At 71.3% G+C, this 26,362-nt stretch carries 26 protein-coding genes and 1 tRNA gene; 9 read left to right on the top strand and 18 right to left on the bottom strand.

What is annotated here, in order from left to right; translation table 11 throughout:
* Positions 1 to 3 precede the first annotated feature (3 nt).
* A complete protein-coding gene (locus N798_RS02185; protein ID WP_035945899.1) occupies positions 4 to 918 on the bottom strand; it encodes a universal stress protein in 915 nt (304 codons plus the stop codon).
* A gap of 99 nt (positions 919 to 1,017) precedes the next feature.
* On the opposite strand from N798_RS02185, the gene N798_RS02180 reads away from it, so the two are divergent.
* Together N798_RS02180 and N798_RS02175 are read left to right on the top strand one after the other, a co-directional pair.
* Positions 1,018 to 2,655: an AMP-binding protein gene (locus N798_RS02180; RefSeq protein ID WP_035945898.1), complete on the top strand. Its 1,638-nt coding sequence runs from the start codon at positions 1,018 to 1,020 to the stop codon at positions 2,653 to 2,655.
* Positions 2,656 to 2,754: 99 nt separating this feature from the next.
* Entirely contained in the window at positions 2,755 to 5,103 is a 2,349-nt protein-coding gene (locus N798_RS02175; RefSeq protein ID WP_035945897.1) for a sunset domain-containing protein, read from the top strand.
* A 99-nt stretch (positions 5,104 to 5,202) separates the two neighbouring features.
* On the opposite strand, the gene N798_RS02170 is transcribed toward N798_RS02175, so the two are convergent.
* A complete protein-coding gene (locus tag N798_RS02170; protein WP_035945896.1) occupies positions 5,203 to 5,628 on the bottom strand; it encodes a hypothetical protein in 426 nt (141 codons plus the stop codon).
* A 152-nt stretch (positions 5,629 to 5,780) separates the two neighbouring features.
* Here N798_RS02170 and N798_RS02165 point away from each other — a divergent pair, with 152 nt between their 5' ends.
* The gene (locus N798_RS02165) at positions 5,781 to 7,325 is read left to right on the top strand and encodes a Re/Si-specific NAD(P)(+) transhydrogenase subunit alpha (RefSeq protein ID WP_035945895.1); all 1,545 of its coding nucleotides are present in this window, start codon (positions 5,781 to 5,783) and stop codon (positions 7,323 to 7,325) included.
* Positions 7,326 to 7,332: 7 nt separating this feature from the next.
* Positions 7,333 to 8,712 carry a Re/Si-specific NAD(P)(+) transhydrogenase subunit beta gene (gene pntB, locus N798_RS02160; RefSeq protein WP_035945894.1) on the top strand — a complete coding sequence of 460 codons (1,380 nt, stop codon included), beginning with the start codon at positions 7,333 to 7,335 and terminating at the stop codon, positions 8,710 to 8,712.
* A 174-nt stretch (positions 8,713 to 8,886) separates the two neighbouring features.
* Here pntB and N798_RS02155 read toward each other — a convergent pair whose 3' ends face one another.
* The 5 genes from N798_RS02155 to upp form a co-directional block, all read right to left on the bottom strand.
* Positions 8,887 to 9,807, bottom strand: coding sequence for a type IV toxin-antitoxin system AbiEi family antitoxin domain-containing protein (locus N798_RS02155; protein WP_188450379.1), 921 nt, complete (start codon positions 9,805 to 9,807; stop codon positions 8,887 to 8,889).
* A gap of 186 nt (positions 9,808 to 9,993) precedes the next feature.
* Entirely contained in the window at positions 9,994 to 11,481 is a 1,488-nt protein-coding gene (locus N798_RS02150) for an APC family permease (RefSeq protein WP_035945893.1), read from the bottom strand.
* A complete protein-coding gene (locus tag N798_RS02145; RefSeq protein ID WP_052116826.1) occupies positions 11,478 to 12,332 on the bottom strand; it encodes a PH domain-containing protein in 855 nt (284 codons plus the stop codon). Before N798_RS02145 ends, N798_RS02150 begins: the two co-directional genes overlap by 4 nt.
* 2 nt (positions 12,333 to 12,334) lie before the next feature.
* Positions 12,335 to 12,505 carry a hypothetical protein gene (locus tag N798_RS18300; RefSeq protein WP_188450378.1) on the bottom strand — a complete coding sequence of 57 codons (171 nt, stop codon included), beginning with the start codon at positions 12,503 to 12,505 and terminating at the stop codon, positions 12,335 to 12,337.
* Positions 12,506 to 12,656: 151 nt separating this feature from the next.
* Positions 12,657 to 13,295: a uracil phosphoribosyltransferase gene (gene upp, locus N798_RS02140; RefSeq protein WP_035945892.1), complete on the bottom strand. Its 639-nt coding sequence runs from the start codon at positions 13,293 to 13,295 to the stop codon at positions 12,657 to 12,659.
* Positions 13,296 to 13,368: 73 nt separating this feature from the next.
* On the opposite strand from upp, the gene N798_RS02135 reads away from it, so the two are divergent.
* Together N798_RS02135 and N798_RS02130 are read left to right on the top strand one after the other, a co-directional pair.
* Positions 13,369 to 13,800 (top strand): nucleoside deaminase, encoded by a 432-nt coding sequence (locus N798_RS02135; RefSeq protein WP_035945890.1) that lies wholly within the window; start codon positions 13,369 to 13,371, stop codon positions 13,798 to 13,800.
* Complete coding sequence (locus tag N798_RS02130; protein ID WP_035945888.1) at positions 13,797 to 14,405, top strand: DedA family protein; 609 nt, start codon at positions 13,797 to 13,799, stop codon at positions 14,403 to 14,405. The genes N798_RS02135 and N798_RS02130 overlap by 4 nt, the downstream gene beginning before the upstream one ends.
* 24 nt (positions 14,406 to 14,429) lie before the next feature.
* On the opposite strand, the gene N798_RS02125 is transcribed toward N798_RS02130, so the two are convergent.
* Positions 14,430 to 16,163 carry an alpha-amylase family protein gene (locus N798_RS02125; RefSeq protein ID WP_035945887.1) on the bottom strand — a complete coding sequence of 578 codons (1,734 nt, stop codon included), beginning with the start codon at positions 16,161 to 16,163 and terminating at the stop codon, positions 14,430 to 14,432.
* A 10-nt stretch (positions 16,164 to 16,173) separates the two neighbouring features.
* Positions 16,174 to 17,181, bottom strand: a complete 1,008-nt coding sequence (locus N798_RS02120) for a TIGR03885 family FMN-dependent LLM class oxidoreductase (RefSeq protein WP_035945978.1) — start codon at positions 17,179 to 17,181, stop codon at positions 16,174 to 16,176.
* 77 nt (positions 17,182 to 17,258) lie between these two features.
* On the opposite strand from N798_RS02120, the gene N798_RS02115 reads away from it, so the two are divergent.
* Together N798_RS02115 and N798_RS02110 are read left to right on the top strand one after the other, a co-directional pair.
* Positions 17,259 to 18,158 (top strand): cation diffusion facilitator family transporter, encoded by a 900-nt coding sequence (locus tag N798_RS02115; RefSeq protein ID WP_035945886.1) that lies wholly within the window; start codon positions 17,259 to 17,261, stop codon positions 18,156 to 18,158.
* Between the two features lie 328 nt (positions 18,159 to 18,486).
* On the top strand, positions 18,487 to 19,113 hold the full coding sequence (locus N798_RS02110; protein ID WP_188450377.1) for a CueP family metal-binding protein: 627 nt from the start codon (positions 18,487 to 18,489) through the stop codon (positions 19,111 to 19,113).
* 19 nt (positions 19,114 to 19,132) lie between these two features.
* Here the strand turns inward: N798_RS02110 and N798_RS17665 are convergent, their stop codons facing one another.
* A complete protein-coding gene (locus N798_RS17665; protein ID WP_084100005.1) occupies positions 19,133 to 20,101 on the bottom strand; it encodes a nuclease-related domain-containing protein in 969 nt (322 codons plus the stop codon).
* Positions 20,102 to 20,312: 211 nt separating this feature from the next.
* Between N798_RS17665 and N798_RS02100 the strand changes: the two genes are divergently transcribed.
* A complete protein-coding gene (locus tag N798_RS02100) occupies positions 20,313 to 20,612 on the top strand; it encodes a hypothetical protein (RefSeq protein WP_156971577.1) in 300 nt (99 codons plus the stop codon).
* 50 nt (positions 20,613 to 20,662) lie between these two features.
* Here the strand turns inward: N798_RS02100 and N798_RS02095 are convergent.
* From N798_RS02095 to N798_RS02060, 8 genes are all read right to left on the bottom strand, one after another.
* Positions 20,663 to 20,752: transfer RNA gene (locus N798_RS02095), tRNA-Ser, on the bottom strand.
* A gap of 172 nt (positions 20,753 to 20,924) precedes the next feature.
* Positions 20,925 to 21,578 (bottom strand): DUF305 domain-containing protein, encoded by a 654-nt coding sequence (locus tag N798_RS02090; RefSeq protein WP_229708387.1) that lies wholly within the window; start codon positions 21,576 to 21,578, stop codon positions 20,925 to 20,927.
* Positions 21,575 to 22,324, bottom strand: coding sequence for a DUF3105 domain-containing protein (locus N798_RS02085; protein WP_229708386.1), 750 nt, complete (start codon positions 22,322 to 22,324; stop codon positions 21,575 to 21,577). The genes N798_RS02090 and N798_RS02085 overlap by 4 nt, the downstream gene beginning before the upstream one ends.
* Before the next feature lie 74 nt (positions 22,325 to 22,398).
* Entirely contained in the window at positions 22,399 to 23,544 is a 1,146-nt protein-coding gene (locus N798_RS02080) for a mannosyltransferase family protein (protein ID WP_052116825.1), read from the bottom strand.
* Positions 23,541 to 24,410 carry a CHAD domain-containing protein gene (locus N798_RS02075; protein WP_156971576.1) on the bottom strand — a complete coding sequence of 290 codons (870 nt, stop codon included), beginning with the start codon at positions 24,408 to 24,410 and terminating at the stop codon, positions 23,541 to 23,543. Before N798_RS02075 ends, N798_RS02080 begins: the two co-directional genes overlap by 4 nt.
* On the bottom strand, positions 24,407 to 24,961 hold the full coding sequence (locus N798_RS02070) for a LytR C-terminal domain-containing protein (protein WP_035945882.1): 555 nt from the start codon (positions 24,959 to 24,961) through the stop codon (positions 24,407 to 24,409). Before N798_RS02070 ends, N798_RS02075 begins: the two co-directional genes overlap by 4 nt.
* Before the next feature lie 5 nt (positions 24,962 to 24,966).
* Positions 24,967 to 25,260: a type II toxin-antitoxin system VapB family antitoxin gene (locus N798_RS02065; protein ID WP_009776380.1), complete on the bottom strand. Its 294-nt coding sequence runs from the start codon at positions 25,258 to 25,260 to the stop codon at positions 24,967 to 24,969.
* A gap of 112 nt (positions 25,261 to 25,372) precedes the next feature.
* Positions 25,373 to 26,350 (bottom strand): acetylxylan esterase, encoded by a 978-nt coding sequence (locus N798_RS02060; RefSeq protein ID WP_035945881.1) that lies wholly within the window; start codon positions 26,348 to 26,350, stop codon positions 25,373 to 25,375.
* Between the last annotated feature and the right edge of the window lie 12 nt (positions 26,351 to 26,362).

Here is a 26,362-nt window from a genome sequence, read left to right as displayed (position 1 = left end):
CGGTCAGTCCGGCTGCGGAGCGCGCACGAGCATGACCGGTGACGCCGCCGTCTCGAGGACCTTGTGGCTCTGCGAGCCGAGGAGCATGCCGGCGAACCCGCCACGGCCGCGCGTCCCCATGACGAGCAGGCCGGCGTCGGCCGAGCGCTCCGCGAGCACCTTGGCCGGCACGCCGCGCACGACCTCGACATTGCAGTCGACATCGGGGTGCTGGGCGCGCAACGGCTCGACGATGCGGTCGGCGACGGCGCGGTACTTCGCCTCGACCTGGTTCCACGCGTCGGTGCCCGGTGTCGTGACGACGAGACCGTCGACGACCTCGACGTTCCACGTCGTGATCGCGACGAGCGGGACCTTGCGCAGGTCGGCGATCCAGAACGCGCGTTCGGCCGCGGCCGCGCTGTGCGCCGAGCCATCGATGCCGACGACGACGGGCCCCTCGGCCTCGGCGCGTGCCCCCTGCGGGACGATGACGACGGGGCAGGCGGCGTGCATGGCCGCGGCCAGCGACGGACGCCCGAGGCCGAACCGCTGGAGCGCACCGGCGCGGGCGGCTCCGACGACGACGAGCCGCGCGGTGCGCGAGGCGTCGATGAGGGCCTGCTCGGGCCGGGCGAAGGGCAAGCTGCCGGTCACCGGCACGTCGGGCCAGCGCCTCCGCGCCTCCGCGAGGGTCTCGTCGAGCAGGCTCGCGTTGCCGATGTCGCCCTCGGGCCCGAGCGAGATCGTGTTGCCCGCGACGGGGTCGATCGCGGAGAGCTCGGCACCGAGCTCGTGGGCATGGAGGATGTGGAGCGGGCTGCCGGAGCGCTGGGCCGAGCTCCCTGCCCAGGTCAGGCACTCCGCGTCCCGGTCGCTGTTGCCGATGCCGACGACGACTGCGCCCTCGGGGATCTCGTCACCCTCACTCGCTTCCATGTCGCGACCCTACCGACAGGGGCCCGGTCACGGGAGTACGTTCTGAGTTCGAGACCGACGCCAAGGAGCCCATATGGCTGGGAAGGACCGACGCGCGCGATGGTGACCACCGACCCGACCCTGTCGCACTCCACCGGACCCACCGAGCCGCCGCTGCTCGGCGAGACCATCGGGGCGAACCTGGACGCGACCGTCGCCCGCCACGGGGACCGCGAGGCGCTCGTCGACCGCGCCCAGGGGATCCGGTGGACATATGCCGTCCTCGGGGCCGAGGTGGACCGGCTCGCCAAGGCGTTCCTCGCCGCCGGCCTGCGCACCGGGGACCGGGTGGGCATCTGGGCGCCGAACTGCGCGGAGTGGACCCTCGTCCAGTACGCCACGGCGAAGGTCGGGATCATCCTCGTCAACATCAACCCGGCCTACCGCTCGCACGAGCTCGGCTACGTCCTGCAGCAGGCCGGCATACGCGGTCTCGTCGTGGCGCCGTCGTTCAAGACGTCCGACTACGTCGCGATGGTGGGGGAGGTCCGCGACGAGTGCCCCGACCTCGAGCAGGTGTGGGTCTTGGGACAGGAGAGCTGGGCCGACCTGCTCGCCGGCGCCGACGACGTCGCCGAGGACCGGCTGCGTGAGGTGGCGGGTGGGCTCTCGCCCGACGACCCGATCAACATCCAGTACACCTCGGGCACGACGGGGTTCCCCAAGGGCGCGACGCTGAGCCACCGCAACATCCTCAACAACGGCTACCTCGTCGGTGAGCTGTGCCGCTACACCGAGGAGGACCGGATCTGCATTCCGGTGCCCTTCTACCACTGCTTCGGGATGGTCATGGGCAACCTCGCGGCGACGTCGCACGGCGCCTGCATGGTCATCCCGGCGCCCGGGTTCGACCCCGGGCTCACGCTCGCCGCGACGTCCGAGGAGCGGTGCACGAGCCTCTACGGCGTGCCGACGATGTTCATCGCCGAGTGGGCCCTGCCGACCTTCGGCGACCACGACCTCAGCTCGGTGCGGACCGGCATCATGGCCGGCTCGACGTGCCCGGCGGAGCTCATGAAGAAGGTCATCGCGGCCGGCATCGACGAGATGACGATCTGCTACGGCATGACCGAGACCTCGCCGGTCTCGACCCAGACCCGCACCGACGACGAGTTCGACCGCAAGGTGGGCACCGTCGGCCAGGTCGGCCCGCACCTCGAGGTCAAGGTCGTCGACCCGGTGACGCTCGAGACGGTGCCGCACGGCGAGCCCGGTGAGCTGTGGACCAAGGGCTACTCGGTGATGCTCGGCTACTGGGGCCAGGACGACAAGACCGCCGAGGCCGTGGTCGACGGGTGGATGCGCACCGGCGACCTCGCGGTCATGGACGCCGAGGGCTTCGTCCAGATCACCGGCCGGATCAAGGACATGGTCATCCGGGGAGGGGAGAACGTCTACCCGCGCGAGATCGAGGAGTTCCTCTACACCCACCCCGACATCGTCGACGCGCAGGTCATCGGAGTGCCCGACCCGAAGTACGGCGAGGAGCTCGCGGTGTGGGTGCGGATGCGCGACGGGGCCGAGCCGCTGACCCCGGAAGCATTGCGCGAGTTCGCTTCCGGACGGCTCGCCCACTACAAGGTCCCGCGCTACGTCCGCATCGTCGACGAGTTCCCGATGACGGTCACCGGCAAGGTCCGCAAGGTCGAGATGCGGGAGATCACGGTGGGGGAGCTGGGCCTCGGCGAGGGCGGCTGACGCGGGCGTCGGCCCTGACCCAATCCGTGCAGGTCCGACGGTAGTTTTGGGCACGAGCGGGTGCCGCCGCACTCGACGTGAACGTCAGGAGCAGATCCCGTGAAGTACCTCATCGGTGCCCTTGTCATCGTTGCCCTCCTCCTCCTCGTCTGGTGGTTCGTGTCGAGGGGCAAACAGCGCCGGCTCGACGAGCAGCGCGCCGAGGCCGCCCGCATCCGGGCCGGCGCCGAGGAGCGCGACACGGCGTTGCGCGGCCAGGCCGTCTTCGCCCAGCAGTCGAGCGAGCGCGCCGAGCTCGCGCGCCGGGAGGCCGAGGAGCGGGCCCGTCGGGCCGAGGAGAGCGCGCGCGAGGCGCAGCGGGTCGAGGAGGAGGCGAGGCGCCACCAGGCCGACCTCGAGCGCGGACGCCTCGAGCGTGACGCCGAGCTGCGCCGGGCCGACGAGATCGACCCCGACGTCGAGCTCGACAAGGACGACCCGCGTCCGCTTCCCGAGGACCTCGACGACGACGTCCGCTCCGTCGACGAGACCCGGGTCCACCGGCCCGTGCCGGCCGCTGCTGCCGCCGGGACCGAGGAGCCCGAGGCGAGCCGCTGGGGTTCGCCGACGTCTGAGCGGGGTGACGACGTGACCGCTGGGCGCGGCGAGGTCGAGGCCGCCGACGTGCCCGAAGCGAGCCGCTGGGAAGGGTCGGACGACACCTCTTCTCGTTCGGCTGCGACCGACGCGGACGAGTCGGGCTCCGGCCGTGGCTGGGGCACCGGAGCCGCTGTGGCCGGCGGTGCCGCTGCCGCCGCCGGGAGCGCGTATGCCGGCACGCGCGGCAACGACCCCGACGAGGCGTCCGCTCGCCTCGCCTCCGGTGTCGACTACGCCGACAACGAGCCCGAGACCCGGGCGTGGACCCCCGTGTCGAGCGAGACGCCGGTATACGGCTCCTCGGGCGACGACGCCGCACGCGCGGACGAGATGGGTGACGACAGCGCGCGTGCGGACGACACGCGCGACGGCCTGGCGGCCGGTGGGGCGACTGCCCCCGACTCCCGGGACGATGACGCCACGGTGGCGGATGCAGGTGACAGCCCCACGAAGGAGACAACGATGTCTGACGACGAGCTCTTCGGAGCAGCAGCCGCTGAGCGGGCCGAGCGTTCCAGCGAGGAGGGTTCGACCAGCCCTGCCGGTGACGGGGGCGTGACCGGCGGGGCGTCGGGTGACGAGAGTGCCGGCGAGCGCCGGGCCGACGACTCCGTCGCCGGAGGCGCGACGGCGGCGGGCGCTGGTGCCGCCGCCGGTGCGGCTGAGAGCGGCTCGCAGGCGGATGACGCCCGCTCGGAGGACGAGGGCTCGACGCGCTCCGACGAGGCCTCCGGCGACGCGGACATGACGATCATCGGCGACGTCGAGGACTACGCCTCGACGGAGCCGTTGCCGGCCGACGAGCAGACCCCCGGCGTCGCCCCGGCGTCGGACGAGTCGACGTCGGACGAGGCAGGCTCCGACCGTGCGGCGAGCGACGACGAGCCGACGACCGAGGAGACGTGGGACCGGGACGAGGCCTCCACATCCGACGAGCGTTCCAGCTCGGACCAGCGGTCCAGCTCGGACGCGCGTCCGGCGGTCGATGACGGGTCTGCCAGCAAGGGTGCCCTGAGCGACGACGTCTACCACGACACCGAGGTCGCGGACTCGGGAAGGGCGGACGCCGCCACCGACGCCGACGACGCGTCCGGCAACGAGCAGCGCGACCGCAGCACGTCGGACTCCGGCTCCTCCGACTGGGGCACGGCAGGGGCCGCGGGCGCCGGGGCGGGAGCCGGGGCTGTGGCCGGTGCCGCTGCGGCGGGCTCGGACCGCGAGACCGACCGCGACACCGAGACCGACCGCGACACCGGCTCGGACACCAGCAACGACCGTGGCACCGACTCGGCCAGCGACACGGGCTCGGACACCGACGCCAACGGCTCCACCGAGGGCGGCGACGCGTCGCACTGGCCGGACGGCACCGAGCGGATCAACAAGGTCGACGACGGTTCGGACGACGCCACGTCCACCGACGACACCTCGGACGACACGAGGTCCGACGACGAGTCCTCCACGGACGACTCCGACTCGGGCGACTGGAGCAGCTCGGACAGCGCCGCCACCGAGAGCGACAGCTCGGATGGTGCCAGCACCGACGGCACCACCACCGACGGCGGTTCCTCCGACGGCGAGGGCCGGCGCATCTCGTCGATGGAGGAGATCCGCGACGGCGGCTTCGGCGTCGGCTCGGCCGCACCGTTCGAGGACCGGGCACAGCCGCTCGACCACCCGATCCAGGCCTACCGCGACACGATGACCTACCGCGCCCCGGGCGCGCAGGGCTACGACTCCGCGGAGCCCGACGTCTGGTTCTACGACGAGGACTCGGCCCGCCGCGCGGGCTTCAACCCCTCCGAGGGCTGACCCTCGACGACGACACCCCGCCGGTGCTGCCGGCGGGGCGTCGTCGTGCCGGGGGACGTCGGCTGCCGGGTGAGCCGGCCAGTCAGTGCGGCGTCCGCGTCACCAGTGACCACCCCGGCGGCGGTCGAGCTCGTCGTCGGCCTCGCCGCCCTCCCCGCTCGACTCCACCGAGACGTGGTGCTCCAGGGGCGAGTCGGTCGCGTCCGCGGACGGGTCCTCGGCCCACGTGGGTGAGCCGACGGCATACGAGTCGGTCGTGTGGGTCTGCGGGACGGCGCCGCCGTCGCGCCACCCGGCGCCGCCGAGCCGGCTGAGCGGCACGGTCTCGTCGACGGGGGCGTCGCCGACGCCGCCGAAGGTCGAGACGCCCTCCGACGAGCCGCCGGAGCCGGTGACCTCGGGCGCGGCGTAGTGGTGGTGCTCCGGGACGGCCGCGTCGTCGCGGTGTCGCAGGACCCACACGAAGGCGGCGACGACGACCGCGAGGGCCACCACGCCGACGACCCAGAGCGCCGAGTTCTCCATGGGAACGACCGTAGTGCGACTCGCGAGCGGGAGGGGGCGTTGGCGGCCTCCGAAGCCAACGCTCCGTCGTGGCAGTCACATGGGCGCGCCCCGGACCGCTGTGACAGGTAGGTTCGCGGTCACGTGTCTGTCCCTCACCAGGAGGTCGTGTCGTGCGCATCGGTGTGCCGTTGGAGTCGTTGGCGGGTGAGACGAGGGTTGCGGCGACTCCCCGGACGGTCGAGCAGCTCGTCGACCTCGGGTATGCCGTGTTCGTCCAGTCGGGCGCGGGCCACCTCTCGTCGTTCGAGGACTCCGCCTACGTCGACGCCGGGGCGGACATCGTCGGCGAGGACGTCTGGAACACCGACGTCATCCTCAAGATCAACGCGCCCTCCGAGGTCGAGGTGGCGCGGCTGCGGCCCGGACAGACCCTCGTCAGCCTGCTCTCGCCCGCGCTGCGTCCCGACCTGGTCGAGGCGCTCGCCGAGCGCGGGGTGACAGCGCTCGCGATGGATGCGGTGCCGCGCATCTCGCGGGCCCAGTCTCTCGACGTGCTGTCGTCGATGGCCAACATCGGCGGCTACCGCGCGGTCATCGAGGCGGCGCACGAGTTCGGGTCGGTCTTCACCGGGCAGGTGACGGCGGCCGGCAAGGTGCCGCCGGCCAAGGTGCTCGTCGTCGGAGCCGGTGTCGCCGGGCTGTCGGCGATCGGCACCGCCGGGTCGCTGGGAGCAGTCGTGCGCGCCTTCGACGCCCGCAGCGAGGTTGCCGAGCAGGTCGAGTCGATGGGCGCCGAGTTCCTCCGGATCGACGTCGAGGACACCGGGCCCTCGGCCGACGGCTACGCCAAGGAGACCGGCGAGGACTTCAACCGCAAGGCCGCCCAGCTCTATGCCGCGCAGGCCGCGGACGTCGACATCGTCATCACGACCGCCCTCATCCCGGGCAGGCCGGCGCCGCGGCTGCTCGACGAGGACATGGTCGCCTCGATGAAGCCCGGGTCGGTCATCGTCGACATGGCTGCGGCGAACGGCGGCAACGTCGCCGGGTCCGTCGCGGACCAGAAGGTCGTCACGCCCAACGGAGTGACGATCCTCGGCTACACCGACCTGCCGGCCCGGCTGCCGAGCCAGGCGTCGCAGCTCTTCGGCACCAACCTCGTCAACCTCCTCAAGCTGCTCACGCCCGAGAAGGACGGCCACCTCGAGCTCGACCTCGACGACCCGGTGCAGCGGGGGATGACCGTCGTACGCGACGGAGACGTCATGTGGCCCCCGCCGCCGGTGCAGGTCTCGGCCGCGCCCGGGTCATCGGGCCCGGACGCCACGGCGGTGGTCGCCGCGACGCCGCCTTCGCCGCCGAAGAAGCGCGACCCGCGCCTCAAGTACCTCTGGATGGCCGTCGGCGCACTGGTGTTCGCACTCATCGCCTCGGCCTCCCCCGCGGTCTTCCTCGGCCACTTCACGGTCTTCGCGCTCGCGGTCATCGTCGGCTTCTACGTCATCTCCAACGTGTCGCACGCCCTGCACACCCCACTCATGGCCGAGACCAACGCCATCAGCGGGATCATCGTCGTCGGCGGCCTGCTACAGATCGACTCCGACGACCTCGTCGTCAAGACCTTGGCGTTCCTCGCCATCCTCGTCGCCAGCATCAACATCTTCGGAGGATTCGCAGTGACCGGCCGCATGCTCGAGATGTTCCGGAAGGACTGAGGCGACGATGACGTCCAACGTGGTCTCTGCGGCATACATCGTCTCTGCCGTCTTCTTCGTCCTCTCCCTCGCCGGGCTGAGCAAGCACGAGAGTGCCAAGGAGGGCAACGCCTACGGCGTGACCGGCATGGTCATCGCCCTCGGTGCGACCGTCTGGCTCACGCTCTCGCGGTCCGAGCACGCCCTCGCCACACTGCTGCTCATCGCGCTGGCCATGGCGATCGGTGCCGCGATCGGGTTGTGGCGGGCGCGCAAGGTCGAGATGACCCAGATGCCCGAGCTCGTGGCGATGCTGCACTCGTTCGTCGGTCTCGCCGCGGTGCTCGTCGGCTTCAACAGCCACCTCACGGTCGGCGACGCGTCGGACACCATCCACTCCGTCGAGGTCTTCCTCGGGGTGTTCATCGGTGCGGTGACGCTCACCGGGTCGGTCGTCGCGTTCCTCAAGCTGTCGGCACGGATCGCCTCGACACCGCTCATGCTGCCCGCCCGGCACTGGCTCAACCTCGCCGCGCTCGTCGTGTCGGCGCTGCTCATGGTGTGGTTCGTCCAGTCGCACTCGGTCGTGCCTCTGCTGCTCATGACGGTCATCGCCCTGGCGTTCGGCTGGCACCTCGTCGCGTCGATCGGCGGCGGCGACATGCCCGTCGTCGTGTCGATGCTCAACTCCTACTCCGGCTGGGCGGCGGCCGCGGCCGGCTTCATGCTCGGCAACGACCTACTCATCGTCACGGGTGCGCTCGTCGGAGCCTCGGGTGCGATCCTGTCGTGGATCATGTGCCGCGCGATGAACCGCTCGTTCGTCTCGGTCATCGCCGGCGGGTTCGGCCAGGAGGTCGCTCTCGGCGACGACAAGGACTACGGCGAGCACCGCGAGATCACCGCCGAGGGCGCTGCCGACCTGCTGCGTGACGCGTCGTCGGTCATCATCACGCCGGGCTACGGGATGGCGGTCGCGCAGGCGCAGTACCCCGTCGCCGAGCTCACCAAGCGGCTGCGTGACCGTGGCGTGGACGTCCGGTTCGGCATCCACCCGGTCGCGGGGCGCCTGCCCGGGCACATGAACGTCCTGCTCGCTGAGGCCAAGGTGCCCTACGACATCGTGCTCGAGATGGACGAGGTCAACGACGACTTCCCCTCGACCGACGTCGTCCTCGTCATCGGCGCCAACGACACGGTCAACCCGGCGGCCGCGGAGGACCCGACCTCGCCGATCGCGGGCATGCCGGTGCTCCAGGTGTGGAACGCGCGCGACGTCGTCGTCTTCAAGCGCTCGATGGCGACGGGGTATGCCGGCGTGCAGAACCCGCTCTTCTTCCGCGAGAACTCGCAGATGCTCTTCGGCGACGCCAAGCAGCGCGTCGACGACATCCTCACCGCCCTCTGACCCCACGAACTTTTGCTCCCCATGAGGGAACCTTGAGGGTCCGGACGGAACATTTCTCTCCGGAGCCTCAACCTTCCCTCCGCATGGTTGCCCCCTCTCGCAGGCGACCGGCCCCGTATGCCGTCACGCCTGTATGCCGTCACGCCGCCGCGAGCGCCGAGCGCGCCTTCGCGGTCACGCCGCCGCGAGGGCCGAACGCACCTTCGCGGACACGGCTCCCGGGCGCTCGAGGTCTGCCCACGTGATGCGGACGACGACGTAGCCAAGCCGTCGAAGCTCGTCCTCGCGGCGTTTCTCCGCCCACAGCACCGCCGGGTCACCGGCGTCGTACTTGAGCCGACCGTCGAACTCGACGATGACGTTGGTCCCCGGGATGTGGAAGTCGACTCGTCCGACGAGGTGCCCTGTGCGGTCGCGGATCTCCACCTGCGGCTCGACTGCGAAGCCGGCCATCATGAGGGCGATCGCGCACCTCGACTCACCGACCGACTCGCGTCGTCCGTCGGCGAACGCAAGGGCTGACACGGCACGGCTCCCGTGCCGCCAGCCACGGACCACGTCCACTGCCTCCTCCAGCTCAGCGGCTGTCACGAGCCGCTCGTGCAGTGCATGGTCGGCACTGACAACTCCCTGCGCCATGCCGTGCTCCATCGCGTGCGCGATGAGCGCCGTCGCCAGTGAGACTGCCGGGCCGAGGCTGGTCGCCGTCACCGGCTGTCCGGTCCACTGCCGGACGCGGAAGCACCCCACCCGGACCGAGCGGTCGATCGGCCGCAGGACGTGGACCGTGGTCAGGTCCACTCCCCAGACGCGCACCCCGCGAGCGAGGACTGCCGAGCTGCTGCTGAGCACGGCGTCGTCCCACAGCAATGTCGCGCCGAACGCGCGTGCCTGGTGCCACGTCACGGGTGAGGTGGGATGGACGAGCGAGCTGACGGCATACAGGCCTCTGGCGGGGTGGAGGATCTCCTTGCCGCGGACCGCGTGCACGAGGGCAGCGGGCGACATGCCCGCCCGGTGCGCCTGCCGGGTCGTGAAGAGCCCGTGCTGTCCTGCTGCGAGGGCGATGAGTGCCGGGTCGAGGAGTGCCGTCATGCCGCGAGCGTGCGCCGACCGCGGCACCGCCACCAGGTGCATGGGTCGAGCCTGTGGATGGCCGGCGGCCGAGACGAGACCTGTGGACGGCCGGCATGCGGAGGAAACGTTGAGGGTCCGGACGGAAATGTTCCGTCCGGACCCTCAACGTTCCCGCGTGGGGAGCAAAAGTTGGGACTCCAGGGGTCAGGTGCTCGTCATGCTCGGGACCTCGCCCTCGCGGGCCTTCCCCGCGAGCCGCGAGCGCTTGTAGCCGTAGACGAAGTAGATGAGGAACCCGAGCGCGAGCCAGATGAGGAACCGCAGCCACGTCTCGACCGGCAGCGTGAGCATGAGGTAGAAGCAGATCGCCGCTGATAGCCACGGCAGCCACGGCGACAGCGGCACCGTGAACGCGCGCTTGAAGTCCGGGCGGCGGCGGCGCAGCACCGGCACCGCGATCGACACGAGGAAGAAGGCCGTGAGCGTGCCGATGTTGATCATGAACTCGAGCTTGCCCACCGGCGTCAGGGCCGCGACGAGCGCGACGAGCAGACCGAGCCCGATCGTGATCTTGAGCGGCGTGCCCGTGCGCCGGTTGACCTTGGCCAGCCCAGCCGGGAGCAGCCAGTCGCGCGACATCGCGAAGACGACGCGCGAGGCACCGATGAGCAGCGTCATGACGACCGTCGTCAGACCCGCGACGGCCCCGGCGGAGATGAGCGTCGCGAATCCCGGTTTGCCCACCTGCTCGAACGCGCTGGCCAGCGACCCGGACTCCTCGAGCTGGTCGTACCTCACCATCCCGGTGAGGACGAGGGCGGTGGCGCAGTAGAGGACCGTGCAGATGATGAGCGAGCCGATGATGCCGCGGGGCAGGTCGCGCGCCGGGTTCTTGGCCTCCTCGGCCGTCGTCGCCACGACGTCGAACCCGATGTAGGCGAAGAAGACGAGCGAGGCCGCCGCGAAGATGCCCGAGATGCCGAACGCCGCCGGCGCGAACCCGAAGAGGTACTCGATGAGCGGCTGCTCCATCGTCGACCCGCTCTTCGTCGGCGTCGAGGGCGGGATGAACGGCGAGTAGTTCGATGACTTGATGTAGCCGATGCCCGCGAAGATGACGAAGAGGACGATGAAGACCTTGAGCGCGACGAGGGCCATGTTGACCCGCAGCGACTCCTTGATGCCGATCGACACCAGGGCCGTGAGCAGCAGCACGAGGAGGAACGCCGGCAGGTCGAACGACGACCCGTAGGCCACCGACTCGGGGATCGTCACGCCGAGGTGGTCGAGGAAGATCCCGAGGTAGGCCGACCACCCCTGGGCGACGACGGACGCGCCGAGCAGCAGCTCGAGCAGGAGGTCCCAGCCGATGATCCAGGCGACGAGCTCGCCGAGCGAGGCGTAGGAGAACGTGTAGGCCGAGCCCGACACCGGGATCGACGACGCGAACTCGGCGTAGCAGAGCGCCGCGAGCCCGCAGCACAGCGCCGCCACGATGAACGAGATGATGACCGCGGGCCCGGCGAGCTGGTTGGCCGCCCGGCCGGCGACGGTGAAGATACCGGCGCCGATGACGACGCCGACGCCGAACACGGTGAGGTCGAGGGCGGTGAGGCGCTTCTTGAGCTGGTACTCGGGCTCGTCACCCTCACGGATGGTCTGCTCGATGGACTTGGTCCGCATGACACTCATCGCATTCCCTTTCGTCCGGGCCGGCGCTGGGTGCGTGGCCTGATGACGGGGATCTCCCCCGTGTCCTCCAACCGAGAAGCGTGCAGGAGATCGGAGCTGCGGTAAAGGGTCTCGTGCGGCGGCGAGACGGCGCCGTGGTCACGGACCGGGTTGCGTATGCCGTCCGCCCCCGTCGCGCCCTCACCTCGCCCGAGGTAGTCGCGCCAGCCGTGCGGGTCCTCCCAGTGGTCCTGCCACCCGTCGTCCCAGCCGTCCCCGGGTCCGGAGCCGGGCCCGCCGTCGCCGCCATGTCCACCGCCGCGGCCGTCGTCGTCCTCGTCCCAGCCGTCGTCGGGGTCGCGCGGCGCGTCCGACCCGAAGAGCACGGTGCAGATGGCGCGGTAGTGGCGGTTGGCGTCCGGGACGTACTCGATGTGGCCGAGCGCCTGGTCCTGGCCGGCCGACTCGAGGAGGAAGGTGCCGTAGCCGATGATCCGGCCCATGACCGAGCGGTCGAAGGTCATGTCGGTGACCTTCGTGAGCGGCATCATCGCGACCTTGCGGCGGATGAACCCGTAGAAGAGGAGGAAGCGCTTGTCGGTGGCGACGAACCAGTCGTGGCGCCAGTTGAGGTAGCGCCAGGTGAGGTACCCGCCACCGGCGAGGACGGCATACCAGAAGAAGTTCGCGAGCATCGCGCCGCCGCGCGTCTGCGGCGCCTCGGCCTCGACGTAGGTCGCGAGGAAGAGGAGGCCGACGAAGAGGGAGATCGGGCGGATCTGCGAGAACCAGTGCTGGCGCACCATCGTGACGACGTTCTCGCCCTCGACGAGGTAGCGGTCCAGCTCTCGGTCGAGGCGCCCGGACGCCAAGGTCAGCTCCGGGCGATCAGGGAGTCGAAGAACCGCCCGATGTTGCGCACGCCGTTGACGATGACGTCCCACGCGCTGCCGACGATGTTGGCGGCGTCAGAGGGCGAGGTGAAGATGGCGTAGAGCAGGAAGATGACGAGCAGCCACGTGACGATCTTCTTGACCGGGGGCATGGACACGTCGTCTCTCTCTCGGGTTGAGGCCCGGCGCAGGGGCGCGCGCGGGCTCGTTTCCAGCACTTCATGATGACGGATCAGCGTGTGACTGGTGTGACTCATGTGAGCGCCGGGCGTGTCGTGTGCACGACCGCCCCCACCCGCAGCGTCAGACGACGCCGTAGAGCCGGTCGCCCGCGTCGCCGAGGCCGGGCACGATGTAGCCGAGCTCGTTGAGGCGCTCGTCGATCGAGCCCGTGACAAGCTGGACCGGGACGTCGGTGTCGGCGAGCGACTTCTCCATGTGCGCGATGCCCTCGGGGGCGGCAAGGAGGGTGACGGCGGTGATGTCGTCGGCGCCGCGCTCCAGGAGGAAGCGGATGGCGTCGACCATCGACCCGCCGGTGGCGAGCATCGGGTCGAGGACGTAGACCTGGCGACCCGAGAGGTCGTCGGGCAGGCGGTTCGCGTAGGTGATCGCCTCGAGCGTCTCCTCGTTGCGCTGCATGCCGAGGAAGCCCACCTCGGCGCTCGGCAGGAGCCGCACCATGCCCTCGAGCATGCCGAGCCCGGCGCGCAGGATCGGCACGATGAGCGGCTTGGGGTTGGAGAGCTTGATGCCCGTCGTCGGGGCCACCGGGGTCTCGATCTCGAAGGGCTCGACCCGCACGTCGCGCGTCGCTTCGTAGGCGAGCAGGGTCATGAGCTCCTCGGCCAGCCGCCGGAACGTCGGCGAGTCCGTCCGCTTGTCACGCAGGTAGGTGAGCTTGTGTGCGATGAGCGGATGGTCGGCAACGTGAACGCGCATGGGTGAAACTTAGCGCGTGACCCCCGACCCAAGGCCGCCGTCCTCTCCCGGCCGTGAGGAGTATGCCGTCGCCATGGGTCGCGCCCTTGAGCTCGCCTCGCGCGCCGCGCACGACGGCGACGTCCCCGTCGGTGCGGTCGTCCTCGACCCGGCGGGCACCGTCATCGGCGAGGGCCGCAACCTGCGCGAGGTCGAGAACGACCCGACCGCGCACGCCGAGGTGGTCGCGCTCCGCGAGGCGGCACGGCATACGGGATCGTGGCGGTTGGACGGCTGCACGCTCGTGGTGACCCTCGAGCCCTGCCCCATGTGCGCGGGAGCCGCGATGCTCGCCCGGGTCGCGCGGATCGTCCTCGGCGCCTGGGACCCCAAGCTCGGCGCGACCGGCTCGGTGTGGGACGTCGTGCGCGACAGGCGCGCCACGCACCGGATCGAGGTCGTCGGCGGTGTCCTCGAGGACGCCGCGTCGCGACAGCTGCTCGACTTCTTCGGGGAGCGCCGGTGACGGAGTTCCTCGCTGGTCTGCTCGACCAGCCGCCGTGGGTCATCCTCACGATCGCCGGGCTCATCGTCTTCGGCGAGTGCGCACTTCTCGCCGGCATGGTCCTACCGGGAGAGACCGTGGCCGTGCTCGCGGGAGCGGCCGCCGCGCTCGGCCGGACGACCCTCGCCTCGGTCCTGCTCGTCGTCCTCGCCGCCGCGATCCTCGGGGACAACGTCGGGTATGCCGTGGGTCGCAACGCAGGACCGCGCCTCCACCGGCGGGTCACCAACCCGGCGCGGCGCCAGCGGTTGGCGCGGGCCGAGGCGCGACTGCGGCTGCGCGGCGGTCTCGCGGTCTTCGTGGGTCGGTGGACGCCGTTCGTGCGGTCGGTCATGCCCTCGCTCGCCGGCATCTCCGGGATGTCGTGGCCTCGCTTCCTCGCGTGGGACCTCCTCGGCGCCGGGTCGTGGGCCGTCGGCAGCGTGCTCGCGGGGTTCGCCGCGGGGAAGTCCTACGAGCAGGTCGTGTCGTGGTTCGGCACGGCGGGTGCGGTGCTGCTCGGCGCGTTCCTCGTCGTCGGGGTGGCCGTGTGGAGCTGGCGCCGGACGGCGGCGGCCAGGGCCTGAGCCTGCTGACCCGGCGCCCCCGGGTCAGGGGATGCGGAGGTCGCCGACGGGGTGGACCCGCAGCCAGCGGTGGCCGTAGCCCTCGAGGACGACTTCGAGCGAGCCGTCGTCGGTGACGACCTCGCCGCCGGAGAGCAGGTCGGCCAGGGCGACGTCGCCGTCCTTCGTCCACTCCGAGACGTCGAGGGTGACGGTGCACGGCTCGGCGCCGAGGTTGTGCACGGCGATGACCGCGGCCTCGCCGGTCGAGCACTGGTGGGCGAGCACCGAGTCGCTCTGCGGCGCGTACTGGCGCAGCAGCGTGAAGTCGCCCCACCCGAGCTCTGGGCACGAGCGATAGGTCTGGACGAGGTGGCGCATGAACGTCCACAGCGAGTCGGGGTCGGTGCGCTGCTCGACGACGTTGACGTGCTCGGGGCCGAAGCCACCCGGTGTGGGGCGCCGCACCAGCCTGCGCGTCGACGCCTTCGAGAAGCCGCCCGAGGCGTCCGGCGACCACTGCATCGGGGTGCGCACCGCGTGGCGGCCCTCGCCGGCGAGGTCCTCGCCCATGCCGATCTCCTCGCCGTAGAAGAGGGTCGGCGTGCCCGGCAGCGAGAAGAGCAGGCTGTAGGCCATCCGCACCCGGCGCGGGTCGCCGTCGAGCATCGGCGGCAGCCGGCGCTTGAGCCCGCGGTCGTAGATCTGCATCTCCGGGTCCGGGCCGAAGGCGGCGAAGACCTCCTCGCGCTCCGTGTCGGTGAGCTTGTCGAGGGTGAGCTCGTCGTGGTTGCGCACGAAGGTCGCCCACTGGCAGCTCGGGTGGATCGGCGGCCGGTCCATGAGCGCCTTGGCAAGCGGGCGGGCGTCCTCGCGCGCCATCGACAGGTAGAGGTTCTGCATCCCGATGAAGTCGAACATCATGTGCAGCTCGTCGCCCGCCTCGGCGCCGAAGTACTCGCGCTGCTGGGCGTGCGGCAGGTTGACCTCGCCGAGCATGATCGCGGCGCCGTTGCGACGGTTGATGAAGGCGCGCAGGTCCTTGAGGTGCTGGTGCGGGGTGATCGACTGCACCACGTCGTCGTTCTGGTCGGCCTCGTCCTTCTTGGCGCGCTTGCCCTGCTTCGCCGTCGTCTCGACGTCCTCGACGAAGAACGGCACGGCGTCGACCCGGAAGCCATCGAGCCCGAGCTCGAGCCAGAACCCGGCGATGCGGGCGATCTCGTCGCGGACCTGCGGGTTGGCCACGTTGAGGTCGGGCTGGTGCGCGTAGAAGTGGTGGAGGTACCACTCACCCGTCTTCGCGTCCTTGCTCCAGATGCCCTTCTCCTTGTCGGGGAAGACGACCTGGTCGCTCGTGTCCGGAGGGGTGTCGCTGCGCCAGACGTACCAGTCGCGCCGGGCGTTGTCGGTGCTGCGCCGCGACTCCTTGAACCAGGGGTGGGTGTCCGAGGTGTGGTTGACGAGGAGGTCGGCGATGACCCGGATGCCGCGGTCGTGCGCCGTGCGGATGACCTCGACGAGGTCGCCGGCCGTGCCGACGCGCGGGTCCACGCCGTAGAAGTCGCTGACGTCGTAGCCGTCGTCCTTCTGCGGACTGGGATAGAAGGGCATGAGCCAGATGCAGGTGACGCCGAGCTCCCCGAGGTAGTCGAGGCGCTGGGCGAGCCCCTGGAGGTCGCCGATGCCGTCGCCGTCGGAGTCGTAGAACGTCTCGACGTCGAGGCAGTAGATGACGGCGGTCTTCCACCACTGGTCGCTCGTGTCGGTGATGCGCATGGTCGCCTCCTCAGGCCGTCGCGGACGTGGTCGTGGACGCGGACGCGGTCCCGGCCGCGGTCGACCCGACACGCGGCAGGACCTCGGACCCGAAGGCGTCGATGAAGTCGGACTGCTCCTGCCCGACGTGGTGGAGGTAGAGGTCATCGAACCCGAGCGAGGCGAGGTGCTCGAGGCGCTCGCGGTGCTCGCCGAGGTCGGACGACACCTGCACCGCCTCGCGGACGGCGTCGACGGTGACCAGCTCGCCGATGGTGTCGAAGGCCTCCGCCGTCTCGGTGTCCCACGCGAGCGGTGGCCCGATGACGTTGCTGCGCCACTGGTCGACGGCGATGTCCTCGGCGGCCTGCTCGGTCTCGGCCCAGCTGAGGTGCACCTGGAGCGAGAGGTCGCCGCGCCCACCGGCCCCGCGGTAGGCGTCGACGACGTCCCGCAGAGTCTTCTCCGGCTGGACGATGGTGATGAGCCCGTCCGCCCAGGCGGCGACCCGTGCGGCACTCTCGACGGAGACGACGGGTGCGATGAGCTTCGGCTGCTGCTCGGGCAGGTCCCACAGGCGGGCCCGGTCGACGGTGACGAGCCCGTCGTGGCTCACCTCCTCGCCGTGGAGCAGGCGCCGGATGACGTCGACGCACTCGTCGAGACGCTGGTCGCGCAGCTCCTTGCGTGGCCAGCCCTCGCCGGTGATGTGCTCGTTGCTCGCCTCGCCGCTGCCGAGCGCTACCCAGAACCGGCCCTCGAACATCTGCGAGAGCGTCGCGATCTTCTGCGCGGCGACGGCCGGGTGGTAGCGCTGCCCCGGCGCACTCACGCAGCCGAACGTCAGGTCGGTCGTCGCCAGGGCAGCGCCGAGCCACGCCCACGTGTAGCCGCTGTGCCCCTGCCGGGCGCTCCACGGGGAGAAGTGGTCCGAGCACATCGCCATCGCGAAGCCCGCGCGCTCGGCGTGCTGGACGTCCTCGAGGAGACGACCGGGACTGATCTGCTCGTGCGACGCGTGGAAGCCGTATCGGGTCATGCCCTCCACCAGACCACACCGGGGCGGCCTCGGACCGTGTGCGTCGGGGTGGATTCCGGTCGGGCTAGCGTGGGCCCATGGGCAGCGGCCACAGCCATGGGCACGCCGGTGCGACGCACCGGTGGCGGCTCCGGGTCGCCTTCGCGCTCATCGCCATCTTCTTCGTCGTCGAGCTCGTCGCCGGCCTCACCTCCGGCTCGCTCGCGCTGCTCTCGGACGCCGGCCACATGGCGGCCGACGTCGTCGCGCTCGGCGCGGCGCTCGTGGCCACCCGCATCGCCGCTCGCGACGACACGACGGGCCGGCGCACCTACGGGTCGTTCCGTGCGGAGGTCTTCGCGTCGGGACTGGCCGTACTCCTCATGCTCGGCGTCGCGGCATACATCGCTGTCGAGGCGATCCGGCGCATCGGTGAGGCGCCCGTGGTGGCGACCGGCCCGATGCTCGTCGTCGGCGCGCTCGGCCTCGCCGTCAACATTGTCGCGCTCGCGCTGCTGCGCGGTGGCGCGGCGGAGTCGCTCAACGTCAAGGGCGCCTACCTCGAGGTCGTCGCCGACACCCTCGGCTCGGTCGGTGTCATCGCGGCGGGCCTCCTCGTCGCGGCGACCGGCGACGCGTGGTGGGACACCGGGATCGCGCTCGCGATCGCGGCGTTCGTGGCCGTGCGGGCGGTGATGCTCGGCCGCGAGGTGCTCTCCGTCCTCGGCCAGCACGCCCCCGCGGGGATGCGTCCGGACGACGTCGCGGCGGCGCTCGGTGCGGTCAACGGGGTGCGAGACGTTCACGACCTGCACGTGTGGACGCTGACGTCGGGCATGAACGTCGCGACCGCGCACCTCATGACCCGCGAGGGTGCCGACCCCCACGAGGTCCTCGACGCCGCGCGCCACGTCATGCGCACCGACTTCGGTGTCGAGCACGCCACGCTCCAGGTCGAGCCGGAGTCGCACACCGGCTGCCACGACGTCACCTGGTGAATTATCCGTTGCGCTTCGGCCGCGGGCGAATTAGCGTCGAAGCACACGGAAGGGAGGTGGTCCAGGAAGTGATTTCCCATTGGACGCGTGAGGTGACTGCGCGCTAGTCGTGCACCTCGACTGCCGAGGTCGCGCCGCCCGGCGCAATCCCAGCAGCTCACCGCAGCCCGCGGGCCGTGCAGGTCGTCCCCTGCACCCGCCGCCTCCCACACGGAGCGGCAAGGCCCGCGGGCTGTTCCGTCCCCGGACGGATGTCGTCGTATGCCGTCCGCACCCGCCGGGACCAACGTCCGGTCCGCCATCGCGGACGGTGAGGCAGGCTTGCGCCATGCGACCGATCCGCACCGTCCTCGTCACCACGTTCGCCCTCGCCGTCCTCCCCGGGTGCGCCGGTTCGACCACCGGCTCCGTAGCCGGCGAGCGGGCACCGACCTCGGCCCAGTCGGCATCGCCGTCGGGGGCCATGTCCGCGGCCGGACAGGCGTTGCTGGCGAAGCACTCCTTCAGCGGGAGGAGCGCAGTGGAGATCATCGACCAGCTCGACCGGACGCCGGTGTCCTCGCGCCCCAAGGACCTCATGGCGTCCGTGCGACCCGATGAGCTCGTCGTCTCCGGCGAGGGCACCGAGGTCTCGCTGCCGATGCCGGAGGACCGCTTCTACCTGTCGGTGGCGCCCTATGTCGAGACGACGCACGAGTGCTTCAACCACTCGCTGACGACGTGCAAGGGCGAGATGGGCGGCGAGGACGTGCAGGTGCGCCTCGTCGAGGACGGCACTGGCTCGGTGGTCGTGGGGGATACGAAGACGGTCTTCGACAACGGCTTCGTCGGCCTCTGGCTCCCGAAGGACATGACCGGCACGCTGCGGATCACGCATGGTGGCAGGACGGGCGAGGTGCCCATCTCGACCCACGACGACGACCCGACCTGCCTCACCACCCTCCGCCTCACCTGACCGAGCGCCGTTCAGGTCGCTATCGCCAGGTCGTGGACCGGCGGGCGACGTCGTAGACCCTCTCGATCACGTCTTGGGTGTGCAGGTCCCCGTGCCTGCGGAGCCATCCCGCCAGCTGCATCCGGGGCACGACGGTGACGCCGTCGGGCTGCGACTTCACGGTCACGCTCTTCGCGTTGACGGTGACGACCAGACCCTCGACGTGGACCGGGAAGCCGGAGGCCTCGGAGAGGAGGGTCGACGCGCGCTCGGCCTCGTGCCGGGCGTTGCGGACGTAGGGCTGCTTCGAGCCGTTGACCATGAAGCTGTTGCCTCCCACCCAGATCGCCGCGCCGGGGTGGTGCTTGGCGTTCACGGTGAACACCCCGCCGGGGCCGATGACCACGTGGTCGATGTCGGAGCCCCGGGTGCCGACGGGCACGGCGTGCAGCACGCGCCATCGTGGATCCTTCTTCTGGACCTTCGCCAGCTGTCCGGCCACCTTCTCCTCCCCGTCCGCACCGATCCGCCACGCTCGCTCGTCGGTGTGAACCCCGAGGACGCGCGCGAACGCCGTCCTGACGGGAGCGGCGGCGCGTGCGGCCTCGGCTCGTTCGCGCGCCTCCGATCCGGCAGTGTTGGCCGCGAGGTCCAGCCATGGACGCTGGCTCGCCCCCGGTGACGCGTGCACCGTGTGGGCGAGGTCCGGTGTGGAGAGGTCAGGTTCGGCGAGTCCTGGCTGGGCGATGTCAGGCCCTCCGGCCTCGACGGCGACCGCGCTGTCCGCGGACTCGAATCGCCTGACCGGCTCCTCTCGGGCCTCCGGCTTGTTGCTGCGCCAACCGGTTACCGCGGCGAGGAGGAGCTCCTCGTGCTCGGGTCCTTGGGCATGGCCGGTGTCGTCGACGAGATCCCAGAACCCGACCTTCGCCCCATCTCTGCTCTCGACGTAGAGGCGGTCCTTGCCCCATCTCCGCCACCTGGTCACCACCAGCTGTTCGTCCCCCATCGCGACATTCTGGCCGAGGCCGAACCGACAGGTGGGTGGTTCGGAGAGATCGATGCCGAGGGCTCGTCCAGTCGTGCCACTCCGTTCGTGCTGACCCGGGCTCGCGCGGTTGTGCGAGCCCGTCCGCGCCCTGTCGCGGACCACGCGCTCGCTCCACGCTGAGGGGTGACGCCACCGAGGCGCCAGCCGGCGACGAGGAAGGAAGACGAGCATGAGGAGACTGTTCGCGACCGCGGCCTGCGTGGTCGCCCTGGCAGGACTGTCCGCTGCCCCAGCCATGGCGGGAGAGGTCAAGGGCCCTCCGTCGACCGACGGCCACAGCACGAACACCACCGGCGCGCTCGACCACGCCAGGTCGGCGTGCGCCGCCAGCGGCCTCAACGACATGGACCCGGAGGAGGGCCAGGTGGTGTCCAAGGTCCAGACGGCGGCCGACTCGTGGAAGTACTACGGCCTGCCCAAGGGCTCACCCGGCACGCTCGGCCTGTGCCGGGGCAACGCCGGCGAGTGATCGCGAGCCGGACAACGGAAACGCCCCGAGCAGTGCTCGGGGCGTTTCGCTGGCGGTGGCGGTGGGATTTGAACCCACGGTGGGCTTGCACCCACACACGCTTTCGAGGCGTGCTCCTTAGGCCGCTCGGACACACCACCGCGAAGCAGGATACGCAACGAGTCCGCATGCGCGAAATCGGGAGGGGCATGGCCGGCATACGAGCGAGTGGTGCACGGCCGGCATACGGAGGGAACGTTGAGGGTCCGGAGGCAAAAGATTCCTCCGCACCCTCAACGTTCCCTCATGGGGAGCAAAAGCGGGGGCGACGCGCTAGGAGCGGGCGGCGAGCATCTGCTGCATCGTCGTGATCTCGGACGTCTGCGCCGCCTTCATGGCTCCTGCGAGCGTGACGACCTCGGGCCGGTCCGATCGGGCCAGCACGGCGTCGGCCATCTCGACGCCACCCTTGTGGTGCGCGGTCATGAGCGTGAGGAAGATCCGGTCGGCCTCGACGCCGCGAGCCGCCGTCAGCCGAGCGAGGTCAGCCTCCGACGCCATGCCGGGCATCGGCACCTTCTCGCCGGACACCGAGGTCGCGCCGTGGTGGTCGTCGCCCATCCACGCCATCGGCGGCTGCGAGCCGGTGGGCGTGAGCCCCCAGAGCTGCAGCCACGCGAACATCTGCCCGGCCTGCTGCTGCTGGCTCGTCGCGATGTCGTTGGCGAACGTGCGGATCGCCGGGTCCTCGGTGCGCTCGGCGACGATGAGCGACATCTGCACCGCCTGCCCGTGGTGGGTCTGCATGTCACGCGCGAAGCCGGCCTCGGCCGACCCGTCGAGGGGGAACCCGCCCCGCCCGAAGAGCGCCCAGCCGAGCACGAGCCCCGCGAGCATCGACATGACGGCGAGCAGGACCGACAGACCGACGACCTCACCCCGGGAGCGGGGCGAGGTCGTCGGCACTGCGGGGTGGGACTCGGTCACGAGGCCGACGGCGAGGGGCTCGCGCCCGGCATCGACGAGGGGCTCGTCGACGGCGACGCACCCGGGCTCGGAGCGGCGGGCGCACCACCGGCGAGGCTCGGCGAGACCGTCGGGTCCGTGCCGTCGGTGCCGTTGGTGCAGAGCGCGCCGGGCTCGGGAGTGCTCGGGCCCTGGCGGTACTCCTTGATGAACTCCTCGAGGCGCGGGTCGTCGGCGCTGTCGAGCTGGATCTGGTGACCCCAGGTCGAGGCGACGACCGGCGAGGGGAGCCCCTCGTAGGGCGAGAGCAGCGCGTAGGTGTCGGGCAGGACGTCCTTGAGCTTGTCGACCTCGGCCGCGGCCAGGTCGGGCTTGTAGGTCACCCAGACCGCGCCGTGCTCGAGCGAGTGGACGGCGTTCTCGTTGGGCACCGGGGAGTCGTAGACGCCGCAGTTGAGCCACACCGGGTTGTGCTCGCCGCCGACGGGCGGGGTCTCCTTGTAGGTCACCGGCGTCTGGACGTGCGCCCCCGCCTCGTAGGTGAAGTCCTTGACGGCGCTGAGGCTCGGGGTGTTGGCCTTGTCGTTGATGACCGCGAAGGTCACGGCCCCGACGACGATGGCGATGGTCACCGCTGCGGCCCCCCAGATCGCGAACAGCCGGCGCTTGTCCTTCGCCTGCTGCTCCTTGCGCATCTGCGCCACACGGTCGGAGGCGTTGCGCTGGCTCGCGCGCGCCTTCTTGCTGCCACTCCCGGACGGGGCCACGTCATACTCCTGAGGTCGATCGATGTCGACCGATTGTGACCCATGCGTCTGGGAGTTCGCTGGGGCAGTCCGCGTCACGCGACCCAGTGCCGCGTCGCCACCGCCCAGGTCGCGGCGACGAGGAGGACGGCCGACAGTCCCAGCAGGACGGCATACAGACGCCGGTATGCCGTCCGGTCCGGCAGCGTCGCGAGCGCCACGTAGACGGGGAACCAGGTGAGCGCGTAGCGGGGAGCGGACACCCACAGCGTCGAGCAGAGGACGACGGAGAGGCTCAGGGCCAGGTAGGTGAGCTCGGCCCAACGGCGCTGTGCCGCAAGGAGGATGCAGACCGCGACGCCGAGGAGGACGGCGACGATGTCGGCCGCGCGGCTGGCGGCGAGCCAGGCGTCGGGGCTGTCGAGCAGCGACTGCCAGGCCGCCGCCATGCCGGTCCAGGGCATCGCGGTCGTGCGCTCCCAGCCCTCGTCCTGCGCCTCCTGCCACGCGTTCCACGACCCGGTGAGCGAGTGGAGGTGGACCATGAAGGCGGCCACGCCCACCACGGGCAGCCCGAGGGCGAGGACGTCCGTGCGCGGACGGGGACGGCCGTCGCGGTGCCACTGCACGGCATACATGACGACGAGGCCGGCGGCGAGGAAGAGGCCGTTGACCCGCACCCCGGCGGCGAGCGCAGCCAGGGTGCCGGCCCACCACCAGTGACGCCGGGACGCGAGCAGCCACGCCCCGAGCGCGAGCGCGACGAAGAGCGCCTCCGTGTAGACGGCGACGAGGAAGAAGCCGCACGGGGCGAGGGTGAGCAGGAGGACGGCGCGGCGTGCGGCGACCGGCCCGCCGCGGGCGTCGTCCGCGACGAGCCGCCACAGGAGGGCGGCCGCCGTCACTCCGGCGAGGACGGAGACCAGCAGGCCGGCGGCGGTGACGCTGCCGCCGACGAGCGGGGCCACGCCTGCCATGAGCAGGGGGTAGCCGGGGAAGAACGCCTGGTCGCAGCACTCGAGCCCGGGAGGGAGGTAGCCGAGGGTGGCGATGCGGACGAAGTGGTAGCTGTCCCAGCCGGCGAAGCGGTCGAGCCACTCGGTGCCGGTCGCCCACTCGTGCTGGACGGCGCCCTGCCGCGCCGTCGCAGCCATGACGAGCAGGGTGGCGGCGACCGCGAGCCGGGACACGAGGAAGAGGAGGCCGGCCCGCAGCGACGGTGAAGCTCCGAGCGTCCTCACGCGACGGGGGAGCGCCAGGGCGGGCTCGCGTCGTGGAGCCGCGCCACCGCAGTCTCGGCCCGTCGCAGCAGGGCGTCGGTGTCGGCGTCCGGGGGTGGAGCCCCGACGAGCTCGAGGAGGTGGCGGCTCGTCTGCACGTCGCCGAGGTCGCCGAGGGTGTCCTGGACATCGGCCACGAGCCGGGCGAACTCGTGCACCGGCGAACCGGGCTGCGCGGCGGAAGCCGGCGGGACGGCATACAGGCTGCCGAAGGCCTGGACGCCGTAGCGCAGCCGTCTCGCCTCCTTGCGCACCGCGTGGCGTTCGGTGGAGCTCGCTCCGGCGAGCGAGGCGCCGCGTCGGAGCACCCGGCTCAGGCTGCGGTCGAGGGCGGCGGCGGCGGCCTCGGTCGCAGGCGGGTCGGCGGGGACCTCGTCGTGGAGGTGGCGGAGCAGACCGTCGACATGGGTCCGCAGGTCGCTCCAGCGCTCGGAGCCGACGAGCGCGACGACCTCGTCATAGGCGGCCTCGCGTCGGGCGAGCAGCTGCTCGCGCGCCGGGCCGTCGAGCGTGTCGACGTGGTCGCGGACCGTGATGTCGAGGTCGCGGGCCAGGCCGAGCGGCACGGCGAGGTCGCGGATCTCCTCGGACACCCAGGCGAGCTTGTCGCCGTCGCCGAGGGCGGGTGAGAGGAGCGAGAGGGCGCTGCGGGCGCGCCGCACGCCGACCCGCACCTGGTGCAGGGCCTCGGGCTCGCGCTCGACCACGAGCACCTCGGTGTGCCGGCGCACGTGCTTGCCGGCCGCGCGCATGACGACGTCGAGGGCCTGCGTCGCGGTGAGGTCGGGGGAGAGCAGGACCGCTGCCGCCCCCGGCGTGGTGGTCACGTCGACGACTTCGTGGGGCTCGTCGTCGGGGAGGGGCACATCGGCAGGCCGGTGGGGGACGGGGTCGGTGCGAGGGCGGTGAAGCCGTTCCCGAGAACGAGGTCGAGCGTGGCGTCCTTGCGGCCGTCGGCGACTGCCGTCGTGCCCTTGCCGCCGAGCGGCACGAGCAGCGCCGTGCGCGAGCGACCGGCCGCGCCGTGGCGGACCTCGGCGACGGCGACCTTGCGCCTCAGCGGGTCGTTGCGGACCTCGCCGATGACGAACCCGCGCTCGCGCAGCTCGGCGGCGGTGCGGGCCGCGAGGCCGTTCTTCGTCGTCGCGTTGTAGACGTTGACCTTCGTCGTCGCGGCCGTCGGGACCGTGGGGTCGAACGGCCGGCAGGTCTCCGTCGTCGTCGGCGCCGCGGCACCGCTCGCTCCGGACGCCTTGTAGTAGGAGTACGCGTACCAGAAGGCGAAGAAGAGCATGAGCAGCACCACGAGGATCGTCGTCGCCGCCTTGCGCTGCTGGTGGCGGTGCCGCAGCTCGGACGTGAGGTCGCGTTCGGCCATGTCGGCTACTCGATGACGAGGACGCGTGCGTGCAGGGTCGGTCGCTGGTGCAGGGCGGCGCGCAGCGCCCGGTGCAGCCCGTCCTCGAGGTAGAGCGTGCCCTCGAACTCGACCACGTGGGCGAAGAGGTCGCCGTAGAACGTCGAGTCCTCCGACAGGAGCATGCCGAGGTCGAGGGTGCGCTTCGTCGTCACGAGGTCGTCGAGCCGCACGAGGCGCGGGGGCACGTTGGACCACTGACGCGTGCTGTACCCGTGCTCGGGGTAGGGACGCGTGTCGCCGACGGCCTTGAAGATCACCTCGCCACTGTATGGGTCGAGACGGCGGGACGCGTGCACCCTTCCGCGTCGTGGGAGCACTTGTGACCTGCTCGGTATCTGGGGCGCTCGCCGGACCCGTTCGTATGCCGTGTCAGCCGAGCCGATGCCGCGCCCAGACGATCTGGCGGAGCTCGTGGGCGTCGCCACCGCCCTCGTGCTTGTTCCATGGGTAGACGACGAGCTCGGAGGGTCCTGCGTAGTGGTTGCGGGCGGCATACACGGTCGAGGGCGGGCAGACGTCGTCCATGAGCGCGACCGAGAAGAGGGCGGGGGCGGTCGCGTGCGCGGCCATCGTCATGCCGTCGAAGTAGCGCAGCGTGGCGAAGGCCTGCTCGACCGAGCCCTTATGGGTGCGCACGTAGTCGAGCAGCTCGGAGTAGGGCTTGGTCTCGGTGATCTCGATGGCCCGCTCGACGTGGCACAGGAAGGGGACGTTGACCATCGCGGCGGCGACGCCGTCGGCGAGGGCGGCCGCGGCGAGCGCGATCGCCCCACCCTGGCTCGTGCCGAGGACGGCGAGGCGCGACCGGTCGGCGCCGGGCAGGTCGCGGGCGACGTCGACGGCGAGCACGGCGTCGGCGAAGACGCGGCGGTAGTAGTAGTCGGCAGGGTCGCCGATGCCCTTGGTGAGGAAGCCCTCGACGTGGGGCGACGAGGAGCCGCCGCTGTCCCCGGTGCTGCCGGCGCGACGGGCCCGGGCGCCCTGCCCGCGCGTGTCCATGACGAGCGTCGCGAAGCCCGCGGCGGGCCACGCCAGCCAGTCGAGAGGGGTGCCGCGGCCGTCGCCGTAGCCGAGGAACTGGACGACAACTGGCCAGCCGTCGGCCGGTGGCGCGGTGGCCGGCCGGACCCACCAGCCGTGCACGTCCTGGCCCCCGAACCCGGTGAACGACACGTCGTGTGCCTCGACAAGCGGCAGGTCCGCCTCGAAGGGCGTGAGGTGCGGTGGCCGCACCCCTTCGCGGGCGGTCGACAGCGTGTCGGCCCAGAAGCGGGCGAAGTCGGTCGGCTCGGTGCGCTCAGGACGGTAGGTCTCGAGGACGTCGCGGGAGAGGTCGAAGAGGGGCACGGCGGTCCTCGT

This window comes from Knoellia flava TL1 (genome assembly GCF_000768675.1).
In the GTDB taxonomy this organism is placed as follows: Bacteria; Actinomycetota; Actinomycetes; order Actinomycetales; family Dermatophilaceae; genus Knoellia; species Knoellia flava.
Note: the sequence above shows the minus strand (reverse complement) of the source record. Positions and strands in the feature narration are given on the sequence as shown.